Annotated in this window: 23 protein-coding genes; 4 read left to right on the top strand and 19 right to left on the bottom strand. The window is 63.4% G+C overall.

What is annotated here, in order from left to right; all coding sequences use genetic code 11:
* Positions 1 to 165 precede the first annotated feature (165 nt).
* Both HOP58_RS06460 and HOP58_RS06455 read left to right on the top strand, forming a co-directional pair.
* Complete coding sequence (locus HOP58_RS06460; RefSeq protein ID WP_010629010.1) at positions 166 to 504, top strand: 4a-hydroxytetrahydrobiopterin dehydratase; 339 nt, start codon at positions 166 to 168, stop codon at positions 502 to 504.
* The gene (locus HOP58_RS06455) at positions 505 to 1692 is read left to right on the top strand and encodes an amino acid aminotransferase (RefSeq protein ID WP_010629011.1); all 1188 of its coding nucleotides are present in this window, start codon (positions 505 to 507) and stop codon (positions 1690 to 1692) included.
* A 73-nt stretch (positions 1693 to 1765) separates the two neighbouring features.
* On the opposite strand, the gene HOP58_RS06450 is transcribed toward HOP58_RS06455, so the two are convergent.
* Positions 1766 to 2512 carry a Crp/Fnr family transcriptional regulator gene (locus HOP58_RS06450; protein WP_026038191.1) on the bottom strand — a complete coding sequence of 249 codons (747 nt, stop codon included), beginning with the start codon at positions 2510 to 2512 and terminating at the stop codon, positions 1766 to 1768.
* Between the two features lie 154 nt (positions 2513 to 2666).
* On the opposite strand from HOP58_RS06450, the gene HOP58_RS06445 reads away from it, so the two are divergent.
* Positions 2667 to 4199: an NCS2 family permease gene (locus HOP58_RS06445; RefSeq protein WP_234259857.1), complete on the top strand. Its 1533-nt coding sequence runs from the start codon at positions 2667 to 2669 to the stop codon at positions 4197 to 4199.
* Between the two features lie 126 nt (positions 4200 to 4325).
* On the opposite strand, the gene HOP58_RS06440 is transcribed toward HOP58_RS06445, so the two are convergent.
* The 3 genes from HOP58_RS06440 to HOP58_RS06430 form a co-directional block, all read right to left on the bottom strand.
* The gene (locus HOP58_RS06440) at positions 4326 to 4799 is read right to left on the bottom strand and encodes a Spy/CpxP family protein refolding chaperone (protein ID WP_234259856.1); all 474 of its coding nucleotides are present in this window, start codon (positions 4797 to 4799) and stop codon (positions 4326 to 4328) included.
* An 83-nt stretch (positions 4800 to 4882) separates the two neighbouring features.
* A complete protein-coding gene (locus tag HOP58_RS06435) occupies positions 4883 to 6250 on the bottom strand; it encodes an MATE family efflux transporter (RefSeq protein WP_234259855.1) in 1368 nt (455 codons plus the stop codon).
* Between the two features lie 54 nt (positions 6251 to 6304).
* Positions 6305 to 8125, bottom strand: coding sequence for an EAL domain-containing protein (locus tag HOP58_RS06430; protein ID WP_010629016.1), 1821 nt, complete (start codon positions 8123 to 8125; stop codon positions 6305 to 6307).
* Positions 8126 to 8402: 277 nt separating this feature from the next.
* On the opposite strand from HOP58_RS06430, the gene HOP58_RS06425 reads away from it, so the two are divergent.
* On the top strand, positions 8403 to 9197 hold the full coding sequence (locus HOP58_RS06425) for a 2OG-Fe dioxygenase family protein (RefSeq protein ID WP_234254772.1): 795 nt from the start codon (positions 8403 to 8405) through the stop codon (positions 9195 to 9197).
* 82 nt (positions 9198 to 9279) lie between these two features.
* Here HOP58_RS06425 and HOP58_RS06420 read toward each other — a convergent pair whose 3' ends face one another.
* The 15 genes from HOP58_RS06420 to HOP58_RS06350 all read right to left on the bottom strand — a co-directional run bounded on the left by HOP58_RS06420 (position 9280) and on the right by HOP58_RS06350 (position 24646).
* Complete coding sequence (locus tag HOP58_RS06420) at positions 9280 to 9864, bottom strand: YceI family protein (RefSeq protein ID WP_234259854.1); 585 nt, start codon at positions 9862 to 9864, stop codon at positions 9280 to 9282.
* A gap of 39 nt (positions 9865 to 9903) precedes the next feature.
* The gene (locus HOP58_RS06415) at positions 9904 to 10458 is read right to left on the bottom strand and encodes a cytochrome b (RefSeq protein ID WP_010629019.1); all 555 of its coding nucleotides are present in this window, start codon (positions 10456 to 10458) and stop codon (positions 9904 to 9906) included.
* Between the two features lie 151 nt (positions 10459 to 10609).
* Positions 10610 to 11806 carry an O-succinylhomoserine sulfhydrylase gene (locus tag HOP58_RS06410; protein WP_234259853.1) on the bottom strand — a complete coding sequence of 399 codons (1197 nt, stop codon included), beginning with the start codon at positions 11804 to 11806 and terminating at the stop codon, positions 10610 to 10612.
* 8 nt (positions 11807 to 11814) lie between these two features.
* Complete coding sequence (purF, locus tag HOP58_RS06405) at positions 11815 to 13338, bottom strand: amidophosphoribosyltransferase (RefSeq protein WP_010629024.1); 1524 nt, start codon at positions 13336 to 13338, stop codon at positions 11815 to 11817.
* Positions 13339 to 13449: 111 nt separating this feature from the next.
* Complete coding sequence (locus HOP58_RS06400; protein WP_010629025.1) at positions 13450 to 14013, bottom strand: CvpA family protein; 564 nt, start codon at positions 14011 to 14013, stop codon at positions 13450 to 13452.
* 4 nt (positions 14014 to 14017) lie between these two features.
* Complete coding sequence (locus tag HOP58_RS06395) at positions 14018 to 14710, bottom strand: SPOR domain-containing protein (protein ID WP_234259852.1); 693 nt, start codon at positions 14708 to 14710, stop codon at positions 14018 to 14020.
* Between the two features lie 17 nt (positions 14711 to 14727).
* Entirely contained in the window at positions 14728 to 16014 is a 1287-nt protein-coding gene (folC, locus tag HOP58_RS06390; RefSeq protein WP_234259851.1) for a bifunctional tetrahydrofolate synthase/dihydrofolate synthase, read from the bottom strand.
* A 9-nt stretch (positions 16015 to 16023) separates the two neighbouring features.
* The gene (accD, locus tag HOP58_RS06385) at positions 16024 to 17052 is read right to left on the bottom strand and encodes an acetyl-CoA carboxylase, carboxyltransferase subunit beta (RefSeq protein WP_234254778.1); all 1029 of its coding nucleotides are present in this window, start codon (positions 17050 to 17052) and stop codon (positions 16024 to 16026) included.
* An 80-nt stretch (positions 17053 to 17132) separates the two neighbouring features.
* On the bottom strand, positions 17133 to 17948 hold the full coding sequence (trpA, locus tag HOP58_RS06380) for a tryptophan synthase subunit alpha (RefSeq protein WP_234259850.1): 816 nt from the start codon (positions 17946 to 17948) through the stop codon (positions 17133 to 17135).
* Positions 17949 to 17950: 2 nt separating this feature from the next.
* Complete coding sequence (gene trpB / locus HOP58_RS06375; RefSeq protein WP_234259849.1) at positions 17951 to 19165, bottom strand: tryptophan synthase subunit beta; 1215 nt, start codon at positions 19163 to 19165, stop codon at positions 17951 to 17953.
* A 73-nt stretch (positions 19166 to 19238) separates the two neighbouring features.
* Positions 19239 to 19892: a phosphoribosylanthranilate isomerase gene (locus HOP58_RS06370; RefSeq protein ID WP_234259848.1), complete on the bottom strand. Its 654-nt coding sequence runs from the start codon at positions 19890 to 19892 to the stop codon at positions 19239 to 19241.
* A 35-nt stretch (positions 19893 to 19927) separates the two neighbouring features.
* Entirely contained in the window at positions 19928 to 20983 is a 1056-nt protein-coding gene (locus HOP58_RS06365) for a hypothetical protein (RefSeq protein ID WP_234259847.1), read from the bottom strand.
* A 21-nt stretch (positions 20984 to 21004) separates the two neighbouring features.
* Positions 21005 to 22264 (bottom strand): PqqD family protein, encoded by a 1260-nt coding sequence (locus HOP58_RS06360; protein WP_234259846.1) that lies wholly within the window; start codon positions 22262 to 22264, stop codon positions 21005 to 21007.
* Between the two features lie 37 nt (positions 22265 to 22301).
* Positions 22302 to 22487 carry a lasso RiPP family leader peptide-containing protein gene (locus tag HOP58_RS06355; protein WP_234259845.1) on the bottom strand — a complete coding sequence of 62 codons (186 nt, stop codon included), beginning with the start codon at positions 22485 to 22487 and terminating at the stop codon, positions 22302 to 22304.
* A gap of 218 nt (positions 22488 to 22705) precedes the next feature.
* Positions 22706 to 24646, bottom strand: a complete 1941-nt coding sequence (locus tag HOP58_RS06350; protein WP_234259844.1) for an asparagine synthase-related protein — start codon at positions 24644 to 24646, stop codon at positions 22706 to 22708.
* Positions 24647 to 24675 lie beyond the last annotated feature (29 nt).

The raw sequence follows: 24675 nt of genomic DNA, 5'->3' as shown, positions 1-24675 counted from the left end.
TCCAGCCGGTGAACAGCAACTTGAGCCAGAGCGGCAAGGCGCTATGCTGATGCATTGAAACTCGACTCCCTGACGAGCCCCGCATTGGCGGCCCGGCTTGATTTCAGGGCTTCCCTTCCCTACAGCGTAGCCATGCAAAGGCCAAATGCCTCAGGAGAAACCGGCATGACCCAGCTCTCGCGTCAACCCTGCGAGGCCTGCCGCCGCCAATCCCCCACCGTGTCGGAAGCGGAAATCAGGCTGTTCAAACCCGAGGTGCCCGAGTGGCAGATTGTCGAACGCAATGGCATCATGCAACTTGAGCGGGTCTTTACCTTCCCCAATTTTCGTCAAGCGCTGGCGTTCACCAATCGCGTGGGCGAGATTGCCGAGGCCGCTGGCCACCACCCGGCGCTCCTGACCGAATGGGGTAGGGTCACCGTGAACTGGTGGACCCATAAGATCAAGGGCCTGCATCGCAACGACTTCATACTTGCCGCCAGAACCGACGAGGTAGCGAAATAAATGTTCGAACATATTGAGCGGGTCCCCGGGGACGCCATCCTCGGCCTGATCGAGGCCTTCAAGAAGGACACCAATCCTCAGAAGGTCGATCTCGGCGTCGGTGTCTACAAGGACGCCCAGGGCAACACCCCGGTGATGCGCGCCGTCAAGGAAGCCGAGGCCCTGCTGCTCAAGAACGAAACCACCAAGACCTACATCGGCTCCCACGGCGCGCCCCAGTATGGCGAAGTGGTTCTGCCCATGGTGCTTGGCAAGGACTCACCGGTGCTGGCCGCCAAGCGCGCCAGTGCCACTCAGTCCCCGGGCGGCACCGGCGCCCTTCGGCTGGCTGCCGACTTCATCAGCGCCCAGCTTCCCGGCAAGGGTATCTGGGTGAGCGATCCCACCTGGCCGAACCATCACGGCATCTTCACGTCTGCGGGCATCGAGCTGCACAAATACCCCTACGTCGACGCCGAAAACCGCCTCGATTTCGAGGGCATGCTGGCAGCCGTCAAGCAGATTCCCGCCGGCGACGTCATCGTGCTGCACGCCTGCTGCCACAACCCCACCGGTTTCGACCTGGACCGTGGACAGTGGCAGCAGATTCTCGAAGTGGTACGCGAACGCAACCTGCTACCGCTGATCGACTTCGCCTATCAGGGCTTCGGTGAAGGCCTCGACGAGGATGCCTATGGCGTGCGCCTGATGGCCGAAAACCTCGACGAGGTCATCATCACCAGCTCCTGCTCGAAGAATTTCGGCATCTACTGCGAGCGTACCGGCTGCCTGATCATGGTGGCGAAGAACAGCGAGCAGATGGAGAACGTGCGCTCCCAGGTAGCTATCGTGGCACGCGAGAACTACTCCAACCCGCCGGCTCACGGCGGCGCTATCGTCAGCGAGATCCTGCACTCTGCCGAACTGGCCGCCCTCTGGCGCGAGGAACTCACCGAAATGCGCGACCGCATCAATACCCTGCGGCGCGACTTCGTCGAGTCACTCAAGCCCTACGGACTCGATCAGAAATATGCCTGCGTGGCCGAGCAGCGCGGCATGTTCTCCTATACAGGGCTCAAGCCCGAGCAGGTCGACCGCCTGCGCGACGAGTTCGGTATCTACATGGTGCGCTCGGGTCGCGCCAACGTGGCCGGCTTCTCCCACGAGAACCTGCCCTACCTGGCCAAGGCCATCGCGGCCGTCAACTAGGCAACGCTCGCCCGAACGCAAAGCCCCGGCTCAGGCCGGGGCTTTGCGTTCGGGCGAGCGGTCAACGGTCCCGTCAGCCCTCCTTGCCATCGAACAACGGCCGCATGTTCTCGATCAGATAGCGGTCATCGAATCCCGCCTCCTGCTTCAACGCGTCCAGGTCGGGTATGTTCACCTGATATCGGTCGCGGAACACCAGACCATCGTCGTTCAGCGCGGTAAAGGTACGGCTGACATGCACCGGGCTGAGCCCCAGCAGATCCGCCAGGATCTCTTGGGATAGAGGCAAGCGCAGACTGTCACTGCCGTTGGCCTCGGTCTGGCGGAGGCGCTGAAACATCTCCAGAATGAAGTGGGCCACCTTCTGGCGGGCATTGCGGCGTGCCAGATTGACCAGACGCTCCGTGAGCAGCACTTGCTGACGACTGGCAATGGCGAAGAGGATGGAGGTCAGTGTCAAGGACTGCCGAAAGATATCGACCAGGTGGCGGTGCGGAAAGAAACACACCTCGCCATCCTCGACCATCTGCACGCCGGCCAGACGCTGGGAGAAGGCGAACTCGCGCAGACCGATGATATCCCCCGGCAGGTAGATCTCCAGGATCTGCCGAGTCCCGTTTTCCAATTCGCGGTAGGAGAATGCCCAGCCATGCTTGAGCGTGCAGAATTCATGAGCCTCGTCTCGCTCCTCCCACAGGACAGTGCCGGCCCGCACCGGCGTAGCGCTATCTTCCAGCCGGGCCAGTAGCATAACGTCCTCGTCTGACACCGGGTGGTAATGGCGAAAATGGCGAACGACACAGCTCTCCTCTGAGCTCATCGGTACTCTCCTCTCGATGCAGACGTAAGCCCACGCACGTGAACACTCAAAACCGTTACAGCAGTATACGACAAAGGCAGTCTTGACCAATCAGTCAGGCTCAGGCCAGACTGGATGCGCCTTGTATACAAACCCAACTCATAAGAGGCTCACCATGGCGGCTTCCCCTGTGCACTACCCCTGGTACAAGAAGGAGGATACCGACGCCTTCTTCGCCCTTTTTCAGAACAATATCGCGAATTTCGTCATCATTGCGATCACCATGCTGGGCATGGGGTTCCCCGCCTCCATCGTCTTCGGCCAGGTGCTCCCGGGAGCCGCCGTCGCCGTGATGGTGGGTAATTTCTACTATGCCTGGAGTGCGGCCCGACTGGCACGCAAGGAAAATCGCAGCGACGTCACCGCGCTCTCCTACGGTATTTCCACTCCGGTGATGTTCGTGTTTCTGTTCGGCGTGCTGCTGCCCGCCAAACAGCTCACCGGCGATGCCACGCTGGCCTGGAAGGTTGCCGTGGCGGCCTGTTTCATCAGCGGCGCCATCGAGGCGGCCGTGAGCCTCATCGGCCGCTGGGTCCAGTATCACCTGCCCCGCGCAGCCATGCTCGGTGCCGTCGCGGGGGTGGCGCTGACCTTCATCGCCGGCGAGATGCTGTTCAAGACGCTGGAAATGCCGGTCATCGGCCTGTTGGTACTGGCGATCATCATCGTCGGCCTGGTGGCCCGCGTCGCCATGCCGTTCCGCCTGCCCACCTCGCTGTTCGCCATCGTCATCGGCACCGCCATGGCCTACCTGATCGGCGATGCTGGCGGCGAGCGCTTCAGCGATGCCTTCACCCATCTGGGCTTCTATCCGTTGCTGCCCAACATGGCCTGGTTCGAGGGGCTTGGGCTGCTGTTCACCGGCATGTTGGCGGTGCTCACGGTGGTACTGCCGATCACGCTGTACAACGCCATCGAGACCATGAACAACGTCGAGGCGATGGAAGCCGCAGGCGACAAGTATGACGTTCGCGAATGCCAGGCGGTAGATGGAGCCGGCACCATGATCGGCGCGCTGTTCGGCGGCGTCTTCCCGACCACCGTCTACATCGCCACCGTAGGTGCCAAGTGGATGGGAGCAGGACGCGGCTACAGCATCCTCAATGGTGCAGTCTACGCCTTGGCCACCATGTTCGGCCTGATTGCCGCCCTGGCGGCCATCATCCCGGTCTCGGTGGTTGCCCCGATTCTGGTCTTCGTCGGCATGTCGATGATCGCCACTGCCTTTCAGAGCAACGATACGCGTTACTATCCCGCCGTGGCACTGGCCATGCTGCCCTACTTCGCCAACTACGTGATGACCCGCTTCAACAATGCCGCCGGTGAGACGGTCGCAGGCATCTCGCCCGGTATCGTGCCGCTGGGCCAGGGCGCCATGTTCATGGCCATCTTCATCGGCGCCATGACCGTTTCGGTCATCGATCACCAGTTCCGCCGCGCCGCCGCTTTCGCCGGCGTCGCGGCCGCCTTCTCCTTCGTCGGCCTGATGCATGCGCCCAAGCTGGCCTTCAACGCCGCCTGGGACTTCACGTTGGGCTACCTGGTGATGGGCGTGCTTTTCCTCTATTTCGCCTGGCAGCAAGAGAAGCTGGCCACCCCATACTCAGCCAATTCCGCATCCAACCGGCAACCCTCTTCCGCCGATTGATGACGCCCCACTGGCCATGCAACCAAAAAGCCCTGTCGAGTGACAGGGCTTTTCGCAGCAAGAAGCGCCTTCATGAGCGAAGCCGCTGTCTCAACTCGTTATTGACGAGCCTGCCAGGTCAGACAGTTACTGGATGGGCTGGGCGGGCTGTTCACCACCCTGCTGCTGCATCTGATCCTGCAGGTCCTGCATCTGCTGCTGTTGCTGGGCAATCGCCTCGTCCAGGCGCTGACGCTGCTCATCGGTGAAGACAGCTTCGATGCGGGACTGCAGCAGTACCGTCTCGGCAGTAATCTCACCGGTCAGGTCGCCCAGCCGCGCAGCATCCTGGCGAATGGCATTCTCGTCGAAGTCGGGGCCAACGTACTCACCGAGGCGCGCTTGCAACGCCTGAGCCTCCTGCTCCTTGGGTGCCAGCTGGCGCTCCGCATCGTCGAGCAAGCCACGGATTTCCTGCTGCTGATTCTCGTCCAGATCGAGCAACTGATCGAGCTGATCCACCTGGTCGCCCTGGGGCGGTGCCTGCATCTGCTGCGCTGCCGCAGCGCCAGCGATGCCCAGGGTGAGCGCGAGAGTTGCCACAAATTTGGTGAGCTTCATTGGTTACTCCATTCCATCAGAGTTGCTTTCATGGCTCGTGCCGGCCGAGCCACTACGTCCTTACCCTGACAGCACATAGCGCCTCAGGTTCGCTCACGAGCCAAAAGTTTCGACTCGGGCCCACCATCGAGCCCCCTTCGGGCCAGCAAGCGGCGCATCAGTTGCCAAGCCATCAAGCCTGCCAACACGTTCCCCAACGCGGCCCCCATGGCCAGACCGGCAAGCCCACCGAGCCAGGCCCCCAGCCATAGGCAAGGGAGATAACAGACGAAGAGTCTTGCCGCCGACATCAACATGGCCCTCAGCGGCCAGCCCAACGCGTTGCCGGCGGAAACCACCAGCATGCAGACGCCCAGCGCGGCGTAGCTTGGCAGCAGGAAGCGAATCAGCAAGGTCAGATCCCCGCGCACCTCTGGGCTTCCGGCCAGCAGCTGCGCCAGCCACGGAGCCAGGATTGCCAGTAGCAGGCCGAGCCCAAGCTGCCATGCCACCACGACCCGCAGCGCCAGGCCTATCAGTTCGCGAACCTGCTGCCAGTCGCCTGCACCGTAGCAACGACCCAACCAAGGGGGTAACGACATGGTCATGGCCAGGACCACGACCAGAGCCAGGGTCTCGAGCCGGCTTGCCAATCCCCAGGCCGCTACAGAAGCTTCTCCCAGGCCGGCCACTACCGAGATGGCGAGCATCGCCGCCAATGGCGGCATCAGCTGTCCGATCATCGCGGGCCCAGCGATACCAATGAAGGGGCGTGCCGAAACCGCCAACTCCTGTCTGAGCCCGCTTCGCGCCAGCCAGTCGCTGTGACGCAAACGCCCCACCACGACCAGCAATCCGCAGCCAAAGGCTATTGCCGTGGCCCAGGCCGCGCCTGGAAGTCCGAGCCCCGACCAGGGGCCAACGCCGAAGATCAGCAGTGGATCGAGCGCCAGGTTGACCAGGCTGGTGACGACCATCATCTTGCCGGGCAGGCGTGTATCGCCATGGGCGCGGAACAGGCTGTAGATGAAGTAGAGCACCGCCCCCAGCCAGGCCGCAAACAGCTGGGGCTCCCAGTAGGCGCGAATCAGCGGCAGCGTTGCCGTATCGGCCCCCAGGCGGGTGAAAATCGGCACCTGGGCCCACCATAACACGATGGCCAGCAGCGCTATGGTCACGCTGCCCACCGACACCACCAGCGTTCCCAGGCGCCGTGCCCGTGCGACCTCTCCGGCACCCAGTGCTCGCGAGATCAGAGCCGCAATGGCAATGCCAAGCCCCACCTGCACGCCGATGATGAGAAAGGTCAGCGGAAAAGTGAACGACTGGGCAGCCAATGGCGCCGTGCCCAGACGAGACACGAAGGCACTGTCCACCAGTTGGAAACCCAGCAGCGCCAGCACGCCAATGGTCATCGGCCAGGTCTGGCGCCATAGCGTCAAGCCCAGGGAAGAGGCGGCAGCGACAGGCATCAGACGGCTCCATCAATGAAGGGGGCTGCATTCTACGTGAAAGCGCGCCGCCACTCAGCCCTGCAAGCCACTAGGAGCGGCCACCAACCCCAGCAGGACGCGCTCGGTCATTGCCGCTGGCATGGGACGATAAAAATAGAAACCCTGCACGAGATCGCACTTCATCTCGCGGATCAGCTCGAGCTGCCTTTCATCCTCCACGCCCTCCGCCACCACTTCGAGCCCAAGCCGATGGCCGATGAATACCGCCGCTTCCATGATGGCCCTGTCCTTCGGCTCGCCGGGTGCATCTCGTACGAAGGAACGATCGATCTTCAGTGCCGTCACCGGGAAGCGTTTGAGATAGCTCAGAGATGAAAACCCGGTGCCAAAATCATCGATGGCTATGCGAAAACCGAGATGATAGAGCCCCCATAGCCCGTCCAGAATCCGTTCGTCAGCTTCGATCAATACGTTCTCGGTCAACTCGATACCAATTTCCCGTGGCCCAAGACCATGGCGCGACAGGCATTGACGCAAGCGTTCGAAGACATCCGGGCGCGAAAGCTGACGCCCTGAGACGTTGATGTCGATGCGCTCCAACGGCACGCCGGCGGCACGCCACTGAGCTCGCTGACGGCACGCCTCCTCGATGACCCAGTCCCCCAGGCGGTGTATCAGCCCGGAGCGCTCGGCAACGCGGATGAACTCGTGGGGGGGAACCGCAGTGCCACCGGGGAGTTCCCAGCGCAACAGCGCCTCGAGGTTTTCGATGCGCCCGCTTATCGCCGACACCTGAGGCTGATAGTGTAGAGTCAGCTCCCCAGCGCTCAAGGCGCGCTCCAGATTCTCGGCCAAGCGATGTTCTCGGACCAACTCGTCGTGCAGGTGTTGATGAAAAAAGCGGATGCTGCCACGCCCCTCCAACTTGGCACGATTCTTGGCCACGTCGGCATTGCGGATCAGTTCACGTGCGCTGGCACCGTTATCAGGGAAGAGACAAACGCCGATACTGGCCGAGACGCGCCGCTCGTGGCCATCCAGTCCAAAAGGCTGCTTGAACAAGTCATGGATCTTGTTGACCACCTGCAGCACGTCTTCCTCGCGATGCAGCCCCGGGAAGGCCAACACGAACTCATCGCTGGAAACCCGTGACAGCAGGTCGGTCGAGCGTAGCGCATTGCGCAGCCTGCGGCTCAGCTCCACCAGCAATTGGTCTCCCTGCTCATAGCCCAGGGCGTCGTTGATCTCGACGAAATAGTCGATGTCCAGGTAGATCAGCGCCAACCCCACCCCGCGACGACGCACGCCATCGAGCAGATACGCCAGGTCGGACTCGAAGGTCTGTCGGTTCGGCAACTGCGTCAACCGGTCGTATCGAGTGGCGAATTCGAGATCTCGATGCGCCTGTTTCTGGTCCGAGAGGTCGACATCGACACAGAACATGAGGGGATCGTCGGTATGCTCTTTGAGCATCACGTGATGTGAGAAGACCGGCACCAACTCGCCGCTCTTGTGCTTCAGCTCCAGCTCTTCGGCTGGGATTTCGATACCGTCCTGGATCCAGGCCCGATGCGCATGGATGACCCCTTCACGCATGAAGTCGGGAATGATCAGATCCTCGAGCAGCCCGCCCAGCGCCTCGTCGGCGGTGTAACCGTAGAGTCGCGTACTTGCCTCGTTCCAGTAGATGACACGACGGTCGCGATCGTACCCCTGCACAGCGACCTTGGGCAGGCTCTCCAGCAGCGCACGAAAGCGCTGCTCACTTTCGAGATATTGCTGGCGTACAAGCGCTACGGCTTCGTCGTTTTGCGTCGAGTCGACAGTCGCGTCAATCGAAGGCCGCCCCAGAAACCGGAGCAGCCACCGCCTGAAGCGCTCATTGGGGATCATAGGACTTCCTCGTAAGGGGGGACGACGGCGTCGCTGTTCTCTATGCGGAACGTTTGCACCGTTTTTGTTACATCCTACACAGCATCGTCAGAATTCTCCTACGTCCTTAGTCCAATGTCTCCCTCTAACTACCCAGTCATAACCCAGTCTTCTAGCTGACGACGACGCTCCATTTACAACTACAATACTTAACATTTAGTTTCTTTTCTTTTCACAGAGTTGAACGGGGCAACCCGACAACACCGGGCAATACCGCCCACCACCTGGAGATAGCGACATGAAACTCGACACCCTCAAGCATGGCTACGACTACACCGGCATGCCCGTCAACCCGCTGACCCATTACTGGGCACCGGGTGTCAGCGCTGACTTGGCAAGCCATCACTGGGCCTTGACCGAGGTCCGTTCGCGAATCGATCTGCCTGCCTGGCAGGCATTCACTGATGACCTACCACGCGACTCCTACGTCAACCAGCGCTGGAAGCGCATGTCCTGGTTGGCGCTGGATGAGAACGGCGAGGTGCAGGACATGGGCCATTGCCCCATGGCCCAAGGCGGCGCTTTCAATGCCGCGGAAAGCATGGCGGATCGCCTGCGCTACTATGAGCCGCTCACCCCGGAATTTCTCGGTCGTGCCGACGTCAAGGACTTCGTACACGCCTGGGCCCAACTGTGGAACCTCGGCCCCAATGAACCGATTCTGATGCAGATCACCGGTGTACGCGGCCAGGGCCTGGTCGATCCCCTACAGGGCCAGGGCATCCATGCCGACGGCTGCAAGGCACTGAGCATACTGGTGCTCAAGCGCGAGAACGTCACTGGCGGTACCAACCACCTGTATGCCGACAATGGCGGCTCGCTGCCCTTGCTCGATGCCACCCTGGAAGAGGGCGACATTCTCCACCTGCACGACGACCGGGTCTATCACAGCGTCGATGGCATTTCCCAGGAGGATCCCGAGGCACCTTTCGAACGCTTCATCATTATCATCAATAGTCGTTTCGTGGACGATTTCCAGAACCGTATCCTACGTCGGCACTTTCCTCACGCGGTGCTGAACGAAACCAAGTAAGCTTTCTCGCCCTGCCTCGTCCCTAAAAACACAACACCCTCGGCAAAAGCCGAGGGTGTTCTCATGCAAAGGCAAAGACGAATTACTGGCGCACGCCCTCGAAGGTAACGTAGAGCTCGAGCTCTTCCATCACCTCGGGGAAATCGCTCATGTCGATGCCGAAATCGGCCAGCGTGAGCATCGTCGAGCCTTCGAAGCCGGCGCGGTAGTTGCCCCAGGGATCCTCGCCCTCACCCATCAAGGTGACCGGCATCTCGATTTCGCGGGTTTCGCCCTTGAGGGTGAGCTCGCCGGTCAGCACGCCTTCATTGTCTCCAGTTGGTTCGAAGCCAGTGGAAACGAAGGTCGCCGTCGGGTAGTCACTGGCACTGAGGAAATCGTCGCTCAGAAAGTGGCGGTCGCGCTCGGCATGGTTGCTGTTGAGGCTGTTGACCTGCACTTCCATCTCGACGCTGGACGCTTCGAGATCATCCGCATCGTAGTAGAAGCGACCTTCGAACTCCTCGAAGTTACCGAGAATGTATGAGTAGCCGAGGTGATTGATCTTGAACTGAATGAAGGCGTGCTGGCCTTCGGTATCCACGACATACTCGGCCGCCATGGCCTGGCCAGCCGTGGCCAGGGCAGCGGTGCCTAGGGCAGTAGCGAGTGCGACTTTCTTGAACATGGGTCTCTCCTTGGTGATGGCGCCCGGAGGCGCAGGCGTTCAACGGCGACGCGTACGTGCTGGGTTCAGCATACGCAAGACGGTATCGTGTCGGTCGATGAAGTGATGCTTCAGGGCTGCCATCGCATGGCCTGCCGCCAGCAACATCAGGGCCAGAGCGCTGTACCAGTGTATCTCACCGGCAATGCTCGCCTGGTTGGGCAGGCGGCTGATCAACGCCGGCACCTCGAACCAGTCGAATACGCTGATACCACGCCCGCGGGCGGTGGAAATCAGATAGCCGCTGACCAGTACCGTGAGCATCAGAACGTAGAGTGCGATGTGACCGAAGTGAGCGGCGATACGCTCGAAACGACTGCCCTGCGCCTGAGGAGTCGGCTGAAACAGTCGCCACAGAATACGCAGCAGCGTGGCGAACAGCAGCAGCATGCCGATCGAGCGATGCCACCACGGCGCGCGATTGTACCAGGGGTCGAAGTAGCCCAGCCCGGTCATCCACCAACCGAGCACGAACAGGCCGACAATGGTCAAGGCACTGAGCCAGTGCAAGGCGATGCTGACCAGGCCCCAGCCTGTGCGGGTGTTGCGCCACATCTCGTCGCTCCCATTGAGCTTCGTTTTCGATGGAGGGCAGCATACCGCAGCGCATCATCGGTATGCGCTGAAAAAAGCCGAACGCTTCGTTCGCAAAAATCGCTTATCCAGCAGATGGCCTGCCGTCATCGAGACGGCCGGCCACGCTGAATCAGATCAGCGCATCGAGCCCACGGGCCAGATCGAGGCGAATGTCCTCGATCGACTCGAGCCCTACCGCCACTCGAATCAGTCCTTCACCAATACCGGCCGCATCCTTCTGCGCAGGAGAGAGCCGCCCATGGGTGGTGGTGGCAGGATGGGTGATGGTGCTCTTGACGTCACCCAGATTACCGGTGATCGACAGCATGCGCGTGGCATCGATGACCGACCAGGCCGCTTCGCGCCCCCCCTTCACCTCAAAGCCCAGCACCGCCCCGTAACCGGCCTGCTGCCGCCCAGCCAGCTCGTGCTGCGGATGGTCGGCGAGCCCACTGTAATGTACCCGCGCCACGGCCGGGTGCACCTGCAGCCATTCGGCCAGCGCCTGGGCGTTCTCGCAGTGCGCCCGCATGCGCAGGCTGAGCGTCTCCAGCCCTTTGGTAAAGATCCAGGCGTTGAACGGACTCAGGCACGGGCCGCAGGTACGCACCACGCCGAAGACCTCCTCGAGTTCCTTGTTACGCCCCACCACGGCGCCGCCCACCGCCCTGCCCTGGCCGTCCAGATACTTGGTGGCGGAATGGATCACCAGGTCGGCACCCAGCGCCAGCGGCTTCTGCAAGGCCGGCGTCAGGAAGCAGTTGTCGATGGCGAGCAACGCTGCGTGACGGTGGGCGATCTCGGCCAGCGCGGCGATGTCGACCACTTCGGAGAGCGGGTTGGAGGGCGTCTCGGCAAACAGCAGCCGGGTGTTGGGTGTGATCGCCGCCTCCCAGGCCGCCAGGTCCGAGAGCTCCACGTAGCGTGTGGTGATGCCCAGCTTGCCGAAGTACTTGTCGAACAGGCTGACGGTGGAACCGAACAGCGAACGCGAAGCGACGATCTCGTCGCCGGCCTGCAGCAGGGCAAGCACCGCCGAAAGAATCGCTGCCATGCCGGAACTCGTCGCCACGCAGCGCTCACCGCCCTCGAGCGCTGCCAGGCGACGCTCGAAGGTATGCACGGTGGGGTTGGTGAAGCGCGAATAGACGTTGCCTCGCTCCTCACCGCCAAACTTGCGCGCCGCTTCCGCGGCGCTGCCATAGACGAAGCTCGACGTGGGGAAGATCGGCTCGCCATGCTCCTGCTCATGGGTACGCTGGTGGCCGGCGCGAATCGCCAGCGTTTCCAGGGCCCAAGCCGGATCGGGTGTCGTCTCGTCGTGCATGGTGAGCCTCAGTCGTCGATGTCGTCATCCTGATTGTGCATGCCCACCAGTGCGTGGGCGCCGACGCTCTGCTGTTGCTTGGCCGCGTCGTTGCGCGAAGCCTCGAGTGCCGACAGGTAGTTTGCGTCGATGTCTCCGGTGATGTACAGGCCATCGAAGACGGAGCAGTCGAACTGGTCGAGATTGGGATTGACCTCACGGCAGGCGGCCTTGAGGTCGTCGAGATCCTGATAGAAGATGCGGTCGGCACCGATCAGCTCGCCCACCTCGGTTTCGCTGCGACCGTGGGCAATCAGCTCGGAGGCCGCCGGCATGTCGATGCCATACACGTTAGGGTAGCGTACCGGTGGCGCCGCCGAGGCAAAATAGACCTTGTTGGCACCGGCCTCACGGGCCATCTGAATGATCTGCTTGCAGGTGGTGCCACGCACGATGGAGTCATCCACCAGCAGTACGTTCTTGCCCTTGAACTCGACGCCGATGGCGTTGAGCTTCTGACGCACCGACTTCTTGCGCTGGGTCTGACCCGGCATGATGAAGGTGCGCCCGATGTAGCGGTTCTTCATGAAGCCTTCGCGATAGGTCACTCCCAGATGCTGTGCCAGCTCCAGGGCCGAGGTGCGCGAGGTGTCGGGAATCGGGATCACCACGTCGATGTCGTGGTCGGGCCACTCGCTGCGAATGCGATCGCCCAGCTTGCGCCCCATCTGGATGCGGGTGCCGTAGACATAGGCGCCATCGAGAATCGAGTCCGGGCGTGCCAGGTAGACATGCTCGAAGATGCACGGCGCCAGCAGCGGCGCATCGGCGCACGACTGGGTATGGATGTTGCCGTTCATGTCGACGAAGATCGCCTCGCCCGGGGCCAGGTCGCGATGCAGCTCGAAGCCGCCCACGTCGAGCGCCACCGACTCGGAGGCGATCATCACCTCCTGGCCGTTACCCTCGTCGCGGGTGCCGAACACCACCGGGCGAATGCCATGGGGGTCACGGAAGGCCACCAGGCCGACGCCGTTGATGATCGCCACCGCGGCATAGCCGCCACGGCAGCGCCGGTGCACGCGGCGCACCGCATCGAAGATGTCGCCAGGCGAGAGATGCAGCCCCTGCTTGCCCAGCTCATGGGCAAAGACGTTGAGCAGCACTTCCGAGTCGGAGCTGGTATTGATGTGGCGCAGGTCGGAGGAGAACAGTTCCTGCTTGATCTGCTCCGAGTTGGTCAGGTTACCGTTGTGAGCCAGTGCGATGCCGTAGGGGGAGTTGACGTAGAACGGCTGCGATTCCGCCTCGCTCGAGGAACCCGCGGTCGGATAGCGCACATGGCCGATTCCCAGGTTGCCCTTCAGGCGTGCCATGTGACGGGTGTGGAACACGTCGCGCACCAGACCATTGCTCTTGCGCAGCAGAAAACGGCCTTCGTTCCAGGTCATCATGCCGGCGGCATCCTGACCACGATGCTGCAGCACTGTCAGGGCGTCGTAGATCGCCTGATTCACGGTCTGCTTGGCCAGAAGGCCGACGATACCGCACATTCCACCTTACCTCGCTTGCAGGGGTGCCGACCGCAGCCGGCTTGAAAAAAGCCTATTTCAAACAATCACAAGTTCAAGCAGTCACAGGTTCGAACAATAAGGTTCGAACAATCACAGCGCGCCGGGTTCGGGCTCGCCGGCATCGCGACGCTCGGGCAGCGGCATGTTACGCCAGGCTTCGGGGGCCTCGGGCACACGACCCTCCCAGGCTTCGAGCTGACTCACTGCCCAGTCGCGCATCTGCTCGAAGGTGGGGCGAAGCTCGGCTTCCTGCCACGCCTGCAGCTGTGCCAGCGGCGTCAGGCTGATCAGGATGGTAGCCACCACCAGTACCGCCGCACCGCGGGCAACGCCGAAGCAGGCGCCGGCCACGCGATTGAAAAAGCCCATACCGACCCACTCCACCGCGGCATGCACCATGCGGATGACGATCCCGCACAGCAGCACCACGCCAAGGATGACCAGTACGAAGGCCAGCACCAGCCGCCCGTCGGCGTTGTCGATCACACCGGAAAGCAGGTCGGCCACCGGCTCGGCAAGCAAGCGCGCGGCCAGTAGCGCGATGATCCAGGCCGCCAGCCCCAGGCCCTCTCGCACCAGACCGCGCATGAAGCCGGCCAGCGTCGAAACGGCCAGCACGGCGAGAAAGCCCCAGTCGATCCAGGTCAGCGTCATCGTTTCAGTCTCTTACCCTGACCAGTAGACCCTGAAGGTTGGCGCGCTCCTTCACCGTATTCATGGCCCGCTCACCCGACTCCGAGGAGTCGAAGGGGCCCACGTATACGGTCGTCATGTTATTGTCGCGCCGCCGGCTATAGACGGGAAACCCCTCTTCCTCGAGCCGCGCCTGCAGGCGTTCGGCATTGCCTGCCTCACCGAAGCTGCCCACCTGCACGGCCCACTCGCCGCCGGGCGATGCGGTCGTGGCCGGTGGTGTCTGAGGCTCGGGGCTCGATGTAGCCGGCGGGCTGCTTGCCACTCGCTCGGATGCCGCCTGGGCCAGATCGGCAATCGGATCCTGCCGGGGCGCTTCCGCCGGTGGCGCGCCGCTACTCGCCTCGCTCTGCTGAACCGCCACGGCCGGCTGCGGGTTGACTTGTGCTGCCGCCCCGGGCTCCGCGCCCTCCACGGGCAGCTCCGGCTCGGCCGGGGCCGGACTGGTGCCGGGGGAGCGAATCTGGCCAAGGCTCTCCGGCGGCTGCGGATCGGGCACGTTACGCCGCTCCACCGGCACCGGCTGCTCGATGGTCAGAACCGGTTGGGGGCGCTCGTCGCGGGGAGCCGGTTCGTCGAACAGCGTCGGCACAAAGATCACGGCCAAGGCGATCAGGATGACCGCCCCGCTGATTCGTTCGCGCATTCCGTATTTCATCATCCCCTCCTGCCCCGCTATGCCGCGTGTGCCTGCTTCCATGACAATATGGCGGCCACCATGAAGAAGGAGCCGCAGACCAGCACCCGATCGTCGGCGGCCAACCGTTCGGCCAGCCACTCGGCACCGGCTTCGGGCGATGCCGCCTGATAAGCGACCTTACCGCCATGAGCCTCGATGCGGCTCGCCAGCTCCGACGCTGCGCGTGCACGTTCGCCACCCAAGGTGGCGGCCACCCACTCATCCGCCACACCGCCCAACGCCTCGATCACCCCATCGGCATCCTTATCGGCGAGCATGCCTAGCAACACCCAGGTGCGCCCACGGAATGGCTGCGCTGCGAGTCGACCCGCCAGATAGCCAGCAGCGTGCGGATTGTGACCTACGTCCAGGCACCATTGCCCTAGCCACTGCATGCGTCCGGGCACTCGCACATCGCGCATGGCTTCGCGACAGCGCTGCTCGTCGAGCGCAATGCCGGCCGCCACCAGGGCCTGCAGGGCCGTGGCGGCATTGTCCAGCGGCAACCCCGGATCGGGCAAGTCGTCGAGGCTTAGAATCGTCCCGTCGGAAGCGGTTCCCTGCCAGTCGAAGCAACCCTCTACCGCAGCAGCCCGCCAATCGAACTCAGGCCCCAGGGCGCTGACAGGCGCCTCACGCTCCCGGGCCGACTGACGCACGCTTGCGGGAAGCTCGCGACTGCCCAGCACAGCGGGTCGCCCGGTGCGCATGATACCGGCCTTTTCACGGCCGATACCTTCGAGCTCATTGCCGAGAAAGGCTGCATGGTCGAGCGCGATGGTGGTGATGACGGCAACATCGGCGTCGATGACGTTGACCGCATCGAGCCGACCGCCCAGCCCTACCTCGAGCACAGCGAGATCGGGGCGGCGCCGCGCGATGAGCCACAGCGCGGCCAGGGTGCCGGCTTCGAAGTAGGTCAGACTGACGGGATCGTCGGCTAGGCGCGCCGCCTCCACGGCCTCGAAGCCGGCGATCAACGCGGCGTCGTCTGCCTCGCTGCCATCGAACCGCAGCCGCTCGTTGTAGCGCAGCAGATGCGGTGAGGTATAGGCAGCCACGGAGAGCCCATGAGCACGTGCCACTGTCTCGATCATGGCGACGGTGGAACCCTTGCCGTTGGTACCGGCCACGGTGATGATGCGCGACGCCAGAGGCTCATCGAGTAGCCCCATACGGCGGGCCACCTCGGCCACCCTGTCGAGGCCGAGGTCGATGCCCACCGGGTGCACCCGCTCCAGGTACTCGAGCCAGGCATCCAGCGTACGCGTCGTCGAAGACATCACGAGCCTTCAGCGCGCCGCATCGGGCCGACCATCCGCATCCTCGGATGAGGTCGAGGTATCGGCATCTTCCGACGTGTCCAGCTCTGCCGCCTCGATGATCTCACCCTCTTCCACCGCCGCACGCTCGGCCTCGTCGACCAGGTCCGGCTCGTGAAGCAGACTCTCTTCGAGACCGCTGGGCGGCTGGTGAGTCAGCTTGCGTAGTACGCCCCCCAGACGCGAGCGCATCTCGCCGCGCGGCACGATCATGTCCACCGTGCCATGCTCGAGCAGGAACTCACTGCGCTGGAAGCCTTCCGGTAGCTTCTCGCGCACCGTCTGTTCGATCACGCGCGGGCCGGCGAAGCCGATCAGCGCGTTGGGCTCGGCCACGTTGAGATCGCCGAGCATGGCCAGTGAAGCGGACACACCGCCGAATACCGGGTCGGTGAGTACCGAGATGTAAGGCACGCCCGCCACGCGCAGACGCTCCAGCGCCGCCGAGGTCTTGGCCATTTGCATCAGCGAGAACAGTGCTTCCTGCATCCGTGCCCCGCCCGAGGCGGAGAAGCAGATGAAGGGAATGCGCTCCTCCAGGGCCAAGGTGGCGGCGCGCACGAACTTCTCGCCCACCACGGCACCCATCGAGCCGCCCATGAAGGTGAACTCGAAGGCCACCACGACGACGGGCAAGCCATCGAGCTTGCCGCGCATGGCCACCAGGGCGTCCTTCTCGCCGGTCTCCTTCTGGGCCGCATTGAGGCGGTCCTTGTACTTCTTGGAGTCGCGGAACTTGAGGCGATCCACCGGCTCCAGCTCGGCCGAGATCTCTTCCCGTCCCTCCTTGTCGAGGAACCAGTCGAGACGCTTGCGCGCGGTCAGGCGCAGGTGATGATCGCACTTGGGACAGACGTTGTGATGCTTCTCCAGTTCGGGCAGATAGAGCACCGCCTCGCACTTCGGGCACTTGCGCCACAGGCCGTCGGGCACGCTGGCCCGTCGGTCCTTGCGCTGAATCCGCCCCATGGAGGGCACAATCTTGTCGAGCCAGCTCATGTCAGAAAGGCTTCCGTATGCTGTTGCGCCCGGTCGTGCCGGGCGTCATGAGTCGAATCTTTAGCAGGGCAAGGGCGCGCTCAGCGGGCAGGCAACGCATCCAGGGCCTGACGCATCTCGCTCAGCACCGCCTTGAGCTCATCGGCAATCGCTTCCGGCCGCTCGGCGTTGTCGGCAATCCGGCTGACCAGCGCGCTGCCGACGATCACGCCATCGGCGACCTTGCCGACCTCGGCGGCCGAGGCACCGTCACGGATACCGAAACCGACGCACAGCGGCAACTCGGTCAGACCGCGCAGCGGCGCCAGATGCTCGGCCACGTCGGCGGCATTGAGCGTGGCGGCCCCGGTCACGCCCTTGAGCGCAACATAGTAGAGATAGCCCTCGCCATGGGCGCATATTGTAGCGGCCCGCTCACGCGAAGTGGTAGGGGCGACAAGAAAGATCGACGCCAGACCGCGCTGCTTGAGGATGGGGCCGAACTCGTCGGCCTCCTCCGGCGGCATGTCTACGGTCAGCACGCCATCGACACCGGCCGCGGCGGCCTGGTCGGCAAAAGCCTCGAGGCCGATGCGCTCGACCGGGTTGAGGTAGCCCATCAGCACCACGGGCGTATCGCCGTCGGTCTGACGGAACTCGCGCACCATCTCGAACAGGTGGGTCAGGCGCACCTTGTGCTGGAGCGCCCGCTCGCAGGCCTTCTGGATCACCGGGCCATCGGCCATGGGGTCGGAAAACGGCACGCCCAGCTCGATCACGTCGGCGCCCGCCTCCACCAGCGCGTGCATGAAGCCAACCGTGTACTGCGGGGCCGGGTCGCCGGCGGTGATATAGGGAATCAGCACGCGGCGGCCCTGGGCCTTGAGTTCGGCGAAGCGTTTGTCGATTCGATTCATCGTCAGAACTCCAGGCCGTCGATCTTGGCGACCGTCATGATGTCCTTGTCGCCGCGGCCGGAAAGGTTGACCACGATGTTCTGGTCGGGCCGCATGGTCGGCGCCAACACCTTGGCGTGGGCCAGCGCATGGGCCGACTCCAGCGCCGGCATGATGCCCTCGATACGGGTCAGCTCGCGGAACGCCTCGAGCACGGCATCGTCGTTGGCGACCACGTACTGCACGCGTCCCACGTCCTTCCACAGGGCGTGCTCGGGACCGACTCCCGGATAGTCCAGACCGGCCGAAATCGAGTGGGTGTCGGACACCTGGCCGCCCTCGTCGGACATCAGGTAGGTGCGGTTGCCATGCAGTACGCCGCGCGGCGCGTTGGAAGCCAGCGGGGCCGCATGGCGGCCGGTATCGACGCCGTCGCCGCCGGCTTCGACACCGTACATGGCGACCTCGTCGTCCTCGACGAAGGGGTAGAACAGGCCCATGGCGTTGGAGCCGCCGCCGACACAGGCGATCAGCGCATCGGGCAGCTTGCCGAATTCCTCCAGCGACTGACGGCGCGCCTCGCGGCCAACCACGGCGTTGAAATCACGTACCAGCATGGGATACGGGTGCGGGCCAGCCACGGTGCCGATGATGTAGAAGGTGTCGTCGACGTTGGTCACCCAGTCACGCAGCGCTTCGTTCATGGCGTCCTTGAGCGTGCGAGTGCCCGACTCCACCGGGATCACGTTGGCCCCCAGCAGGCGCATGCGGTAGACGTTGAGCTTCTGGCGCTGCACGTCCTCGGCGCCCATGTAGACTTCGCACTTGAGCCCCAGGCGAGCCGCCACGGTGGCCGTCGCTACGCCATGCTGGCCGGCACCAGTCTCGGCGATGACCCGCGGCTTGCCGCTCATCTTGGCCAGCAGCGCCTGACCGATGGTGTTGTTCACCTTGTGCGCGCCGGTGTGGTTGAGGTCTTCGCGCTTGAGCCAGATCCGTGCACCACCCAGCTTCTTCGACCATCGCTCCGCATGGTAGAGCGGCGAGGGACGGCCCACGTAATGGGCCAGGTCATAGTCGAATTCGGCCTGGAAATCCGGGTCGTCGCGAAGACGCATGTAGGTCTTCTCCAGATCGTCCAGGGCGAAGCTCAGGGTCTCCGAAACGAACCGGCCGCCGTAGGGGCCAAAGTGGCCGCGGGCGTCCGGCAGTCGGGTCAGGTCACTGAACTTGCTCACTAAAGACACCTCATAGGGTCGCCATAAGGGAATGGATGTGGTGTTGGGCCAGGCCCGGGAAAGCGGATGCAGGTCACGCCCGGTGGGTGCGATCGGCCTGGGCCACTGCCGCGGCAAAGGCCGCCAGCAAACCGCTATCCTTGCGTCCAGGCGCGGCTTCCACGCCGCCGGAGACGTCCACCGCATAAGGGCGGACACGCTCGATGGCTTGCGCCACGTTGTCCGGACCGAGCCCCCCGGCGAGAATAACAGGTTTTGCCAGGTTTGCGGGGATTCGCGACCAGTCGAATGTCTCGCCGGTGCCGCCCGGCACGCCGGGACGATAGGCATCCAGCAGCAAGGCCTGGGCGCCTGCGTAGGCTTCTGTGGCAGCGTGCAGGTCGAGGTCGTCGCGCATGCGCAGCGCTTTGATCCAGGGTCGGCCGAACCCGGCGCAGAAAGCCGGCGTTTCGTCGCCGTGGAACTGCAGCAGGTCGAGATGCTCGGCGCAACGCGCGATCAGCTCGGGCTGCTGATCGACGAACAGCCCCACTCGGGTGACGAAGGCCGGCACCCGTGCCGACAGTGCGGCAAGGCGCGCCTCGTCGACGCAACGCTTGCTGCCGGGCCAGAGCACGAAGCCCAGCGCATCGGCGCCGACGGCCACGGCATCGGCCACGTCCTGTTCGCGACTCAGGCCACAGAACTTGATCCGGGTGCGGAACCCCACGGTTTGTACGTCAATCATGTCCATCCTAGCAGTCTGTCGGATTTGACCGATCGTCAACTTGCCTGCTGTCGTTCGATGCCCTGTCCCTCCCCGAGATCGGCGAGCACCGCGCGGCGCACCTCGGGAAGATAGCGGTAGCCGCTAGGATAACACAGGCGCTTGACCACCACGCTGTGAGCGATGGCCGCGAGACGCTGGAAGCGCACACGAGCCATGTCTACGTGCTCGCCGCCGCTTCGCCCGCCCGCCGCCCCGTATTCCGCCAGCACCTCGGCTAGGAAGGAGTGACGCACGAGCTGAATCAGCGCTTCGCCCGGGCCGAGCGTTTCCAGGCGTATCGCGACATCGGCGGCGTCGGGGGCATGGCGCTCCAGCAGGTAGATTCTCGCCACCTGCCGCGTTTCCGTGGCAATGCTGCCTACCCTATCGGCCGGTACGCTGAGCTTGGGGAAATCGGGATGCACCAGAGCGAAACCCTCGGCGCTACCAACGAAGCGCAGGGCCTGCTGCGGCGTCAGCTTGAGCTGGGGAAAGGCGTGCCGGCACAGCACGCCCGCAGCGTCCGGCTCGAGCGCTGCGATATCGTCGGCAAGCAGGGGAAAGCCCGCAGCGACCAGCGAAGTGACCAGCGTACTCTTGCCGCCTTGTCGATCCGCAGCGAACAGCACCGCCCGACCACCGATCATCACGGCACCGGCATGCAGGGCGCTCACGCCGTTCATCTCCAGGTAGTAGGACATCACGTGCCCCAGCAGGCACAGATCCACCATGAAGCCTAGCTCGGCGTCATGCAGCCGACAGACGATCCGCCCGGGGCTCACCAGGAAGTCCGCCACGCCGGGAAAGCGCAACAAGCTGCCGTCGGCGGTGGCGTAAATCTCCAGAACATGCTCCCCGCACCAGTTCCTCTCCTGGCTGAGGTAGAGGACATCCGCAGATGGCGGGACGGCGTCATCGCCTTCCGGCACGCAACGATCGCTCTGCACACCGAGGCCCTCACAGAGAAAGTGCAGGTCGCAGGTTGCCGTAGCGGGCGCTGCAGTCAAGGGAGTACGGAAGCGGAAAGCGGTTTCCAGGCAGAGGCCATAGACCCAGTATCGGTATGTCACACTCGCCCCCTATTTCAAGACTCAGCGGTGAATCAGGATGCCGCTTTCCTCGAGTTCCACCACCAGCGAGGCCAGGTCCCGGCGAAGCACTTCTGGCGCAACGGCATAATTATCCAGCAGCAGCGACAGGGCTCCCTGCCGGCTGCCGGTGGCCAACAGAGCGCGCCACATATCGGCCGCGACCGAATCGAACTCGAAGCAGGTCGCAGGCTCGACGGGCTCCATGGGAAAACGCGCCACCGCCAGCGCATCGCCGAATGACGCCCACAGTGCACGATCGTCGGCCTTGAGTGGGCCGGGCCCTACTGCCTGCCGCTCGATCGTCTCCCACGCTTGCTCTCTCACCAGCCCTCTCACCAGCCCTCTCGCCCTCCCGTTTCGCCTGTTGCGCTGCGACGAGGCCTGCATACGACGCTTCAGGCACAGCGACGGCGGCAGAGCGTTCCAGCCAGCTTCGAAACACCCCGCTTCGGCATCCCAGTACTTGGTCTCGGGCTCGCACCAGGCGAAGGCGATATACTCGGCGATGCCGTTCCAGTAGCCATCGCCCCCCATTTGCCGCTCGCGCTCATCCAGCCACTGGGGATAGGCATCGCCGAACCGCTGCGGGGCGACGTCCCTGAGGTCTTCGGCATTGATACATGCCTCTACTCTTGGCTCGGTCCGTTCGATGGCCTGGCACAGCGCGCGAGGAGCGAACAGCGGGCAGAAGATGACGCCAGACAGGTCCCAGTCCTGCAGGAACTGCTGAAACCGCACCCCGGAGAGGGCGCAGTCGTCCACCACCACCCACTGCTCGGAATCTTCGCGCTCGGACTCGCCTGGTACGCCGATCTGGTCGGGTCGCAGATTCAGCAGATAGGAGAGCATGCCGAGCACGATCCACCCGCCCCGGGGAATCGCGGTATAGCGGAAGCGCGACAGGGCCTCCTGGCCGAAGCGCAGCCTGAGGGCGGTCGCCAGCCGCCCCGCTGCCTGCTCGGCGGCGGGATAATCGACATAACGATGATGCGTGAGCACCTCGTGGAGCTGTGCCGCTAGATCGGCGAGAAGCATGCGCTGCTTGGTCGAGAAATCACCGAAGACGGCAACAAGAGGGTCGGGCCAGGGTCGTATCACGAGCCTGGCCCCATTCAGTTTATGCCACAGGGGATTGGCCTGAATGCCCTCGGCGAGCGCCTGCAGGGCAGACTCCCGGTCGGGCTGCCGGGTAAAGGCAAGAAGCTGCTCGATGGACTGTCGCCCATCGAGCAGCAGAACGGCATCGATCTCCCTGATCATGGGCTAGCCAGCACCAAGCCGATCCGATACCCGGCCGCTACCGCCTCTTCTTCGGCCTGTTGACGCTGCCGCCCTGCCGACCCTGGGCCTGGCCGGGCAACACGTCGCCACCCGGTCGGGTCTGTCCCACCAGGGTGAGATCGGCTACGGTCCCCCACCTGGTCAGCTGTGGGCTGCTGTACTCACGCCGCACACCGCTCTTCATGTCCCGATTGTCGTTCATTACCTGATCCTCCGACCAGTTCCACCGCTGGATAGCGAACGCACCCACTTACCCAGCTCCATTGGGTTACTAACATTTCCTTACACGAACAGACTAGGCCAGCCCAAGTTGGGCAGCCATGCCAAAAAAATCTGGTTTACAAAGGGTTACCAGCTGATTTTTATCACTCGTGAAGTAGCGGCTATGCCAAGCGCGTTTGCCCAGCCCGGCTGATACGACTACCAGAATCGTCTCAGCCAGATTTCAAGCGACAGGGTCGGCCAGAGGTCGAAACCGGGCGCATTGCCGTGCACGAAACGCTCGAAGCGCTCGCGCAGCATCGCTTCGTCGATGAACCCGAGCTCGCCACAGCGACTGTGGGTCATCAGGTCGAGGACCTTGTGGTACGCCTTGTCACGCAGCGCATCGAGATACAGAGGTTCAGGGGAAACCTTGCCGACGGCCCGAATGGCTTCTGCCGGCATGATGCCGACCATGGCGCTTCGTGCCAGCCGCTTTCCCTTACTGGCGGTGTCGACACAGTACTGGGGACAGGCAAGTATGAATTCAGCGATGCGTCTATCACTCCAGGGATCGGCCAATCCCACGCCATGCTGGGCCGCAACACGCTCGGCATACGTCACTCCGCGCATGACCAGCGGCGAAAAGATGTGGATGTACCTGTTTCGCGGTGCTCTGTGCGGCCATACCCGTGCAGCCACCCGCACGGGCTCGATCGGTGGCAGGCCGACCTGGTGCAGGAATGCTGAGGAGACATGCTCGGCCGCCCACCTCATCGGCCCCCTTGGCAACAGATGTGCCCCTGCATCCCTCTTTGCGCTGCCTGCTGGACCGCTTCGTCGCAAGACTCCCCAGCCGTTGCCAAAGACTCCGCCTCTCAGGGCATCCGCCAGTACAGGGCGCACCAGGTAGCGTGATAGGGTCGAAGGCCAGGATAGCGAGAACACCTTCGACAACTCCGATAGTTCGCGGCAGCCTTCGCGCAAATGCCCCGCACGCAGCATGCCGGGCACGTCATTGACGTTGCCGCCACACATCACGTCGCCACGAAAACCATAGAACATCACGCTGACCCGGTCGGACGCAGCCGCAGACAGCGACTTTTCCATGAACGGCAGGAACATAGAGAAGAAAGGATCGTCTTCGTGAGGCTGGTTGAGAGCATCTTCGACCAGGGGGTAGGTCTCCTCCGCCGGTACCTCATGTACCGGCATGCCGAAATGATCCGCGATCCGGTAGATGTTCTCGCGCTCGTCGCACTCTGGCAGCTCGGAGAAGACCCAGCTATAGGCGCGCATCGTGGGAACTGCCTGCCCTTGGCCACGCAGCCAGCCCGCCACAGACGCCACGCAGGTAGAGTCGACCCCGCCGCTCAGGCTTACGCCAACTGGATCGCGGGCACGCAAGCGACAGCGCACTGCCTGCGCCAGCAGTTCGCGCATGTGCTCGGCATAGGTTCTCTCATTGGGGTAGCGCAAGCGACGCTCTGGATCCGGAGCCCAGAAGCACCGACTGCGCTTTCGCCCTGCCCGATCGATCGTGACTTCCTCGGCGGGCTCGAGCTCCTCGATACCCTCGTAGAAGACCTGACCCGGTGGTGTCTGCATGCCGCACAGGTGCCAGCCGACGGCCTGCTCGTTCAAGCGGCGCGGCACACCATTCGCCGCCAGGATCTGCCGCACTTCGGTGGCGAACAGCACCCGCCCGGTCTCGATACGGTAATACAGGGTGCGCATCCCCATGGAGTCCCTGGCCAGACGCAACTCGCGACGAGCAGGATCCCACAGCACATAAGCGAAGTCCCCAAGCAACCTTGCAGGCCCTTGCTCACCGGCGTGGAGCAGCATACCGAGCATGAGTTCGGCGTCCGTCGCACTCATGGAGAGGGGAGATGGATTCACACCAACACAGGCATCACGGTTATCGAGGCGCGCATCGGCGGCAAACACCACGCCATGTTGCCGCTCGATTACCGGTCGGCAGGCGCCGGCTCCGTCAGAGGTGGTATCCAGCGACAGGCAGGCGATCCCCACCGGCCCATCGCAGTAATATTCGATGCCATCGGCGCCTCGATAGGCGGCACGGGACGTCATCATTTCCAGCTCGGCACGGCCGACCGGGACGCCATCGAGACGAATGATTCCGCAAATGCCGCTCACTGGGGAAGGACCTCCCGCAAGCCGTCAGG

The sequence above is a fragment of the Halomonas sp. MCCC 1A11062 genome (assembly GCF_021404355.1).
GTDB classification, from domain to species: Bacteria; Pseudomonadota; Gammaproteobacteria; order Pseudomonadales; family Halomonadaceae; genus Halomonas; species Halomonas aerodenitrificans.
Note: the sequence above shows the minus strand (reverse complement) of the source record. Positions and strands in the feature narration are given on the sequence as shown.

Coding starts and splice junctions, on each gene's coding strand:
- HOP58_RS06460 (WP_010629010.1), top strand. CDS start 166: ATGACCCAGCTCTCGCGTCAACCCTGCGAGGCCTGCCGCCGCCAATCC.
- HOP58_RS06455 (WP_010629011.1), top strand. CDS start 505: ATGTTCGAACATATTGAGCGGGTCCCCGGGGACGCCATCCTCGGCCTG.
- HOP58_RS06450 (WP_026038191.1), bottom strand. CDS start 2,512: ATGAGCTCAGAGGAGAGCTGTGTCGTTCGCCATTTTCGCCATTACCAC.
- HOP58_RS06445 (WP_234259857.1), top strand. CDS start 2,667: ATGGCGGCTTCCCCTGTGCACTACCCCTGGTACAAGAAGGAGGATACC.
- HOP58_RS06440 (WP_234259856.1), bottom strand. CDS start 4,799: ATGAAGCTCACCAAATTTGTGGCAACTCTCGCGCTCACCCTGGGCATC.
- HOP58_RS06435 (WP_234259855.1), bottom strand. CDS start 6,250: ATGCCTGTCGCTGCCGCCTCTTCCCTGGGCTTGACGCTATGGCGCCAG.
- HOP58_RS06430 (WP_010629016.1), bottom strand. CDS start 8,125: ATGATCCCCAATGAGCGCTTCAGGCGGTGGCTGCTCCGGTTTCTGGGG.
- HOP58_RS06425 (WP_234254772.1), top strand. CDS start 8,403: ATGAAACTCGACACCCTCAAGCATGGCTACGACTACACCGGCATGCCC.
- HOP58_RS06420 (WP_234259854.1), bottom strand. CDS start 9,864: ATGTTCAAGAAAGTCGCACTCGCTACTGCCCTAGGCACCGCTGCCCTG.
- HOP58_RS06415 (WP_010629019.1), bottom strand. CDS start 10,458: ATGTGGCGCAACACCCGCACAGGCTGGGGCCTGGTCAGCATCGCCTTG.
- HOP58_RS06410 (WP_234259853.1), bottom strand. CDS start 11,806: ATGCACGACGAGACGACACCCGATCCGGCTTGGGCCCTGGAAACGCTG.
- purF (WP_010629024.1), bottom strand. CDS start 13,338: ATGTGCGGTATCGTCGGCCTTCTGGCCAAGCAGACCGTGAATCAGGCG.
- HOP58_RS06400 (WP_010629025.1), bottom strand. CDS start 14,013: ATGACGCTGACCTGGATCGACTGGGGCTTTCTCGCCGTGCTGGCCGTT.
- HOP58_RS06395 (WP_234259852.1), bottom strand. CDS start 14,710: ATGAAATACGGAATGCGCGAACGAATCAGCGGGGCGGTCATCCTGATC.
- folC (WP_234259851.1), bottom strand. CDS start 16,014: ATGTCTTCGACGACGCGTACGCTGGATGCCTGGCTCGAGTACCTGGAG.
- accD (WP_234254778.1), bottom strand. CDS start 17,052: ATGAGCTGGCTCGACAAGATTGTGCCCTCCATGGGGCGGATTCAGCGC.
- trpA (WP_234259850.1), bottom strand. CDS start 17,948: ATGAATCGAATCGACAAACGCTTCGCCGAACTCAAGGCCCAGGGCCGC.
- HOP58_RS06370 (WP_234259848.1), bottom strand. CDS start 19,892: ATGATTGACGTACAAACCGTGGGGTTCCGCACCCGGATCAAGTTCTGT.
- HOP58_RS06360 (WP_234259846.1), bottom strand. CDS start 22,264: ATGATCAGGGAGATCGATGCCGTTCTGCTGCTCGATGGGCGACAGTCC.
- HOP58_RS06355 (WP_234259845.1), bottom strand. CDS start 22,487: ATGAACGACAATCGGGACATGAAGAGCGGTGTGCGGCGTGAGTACAGC.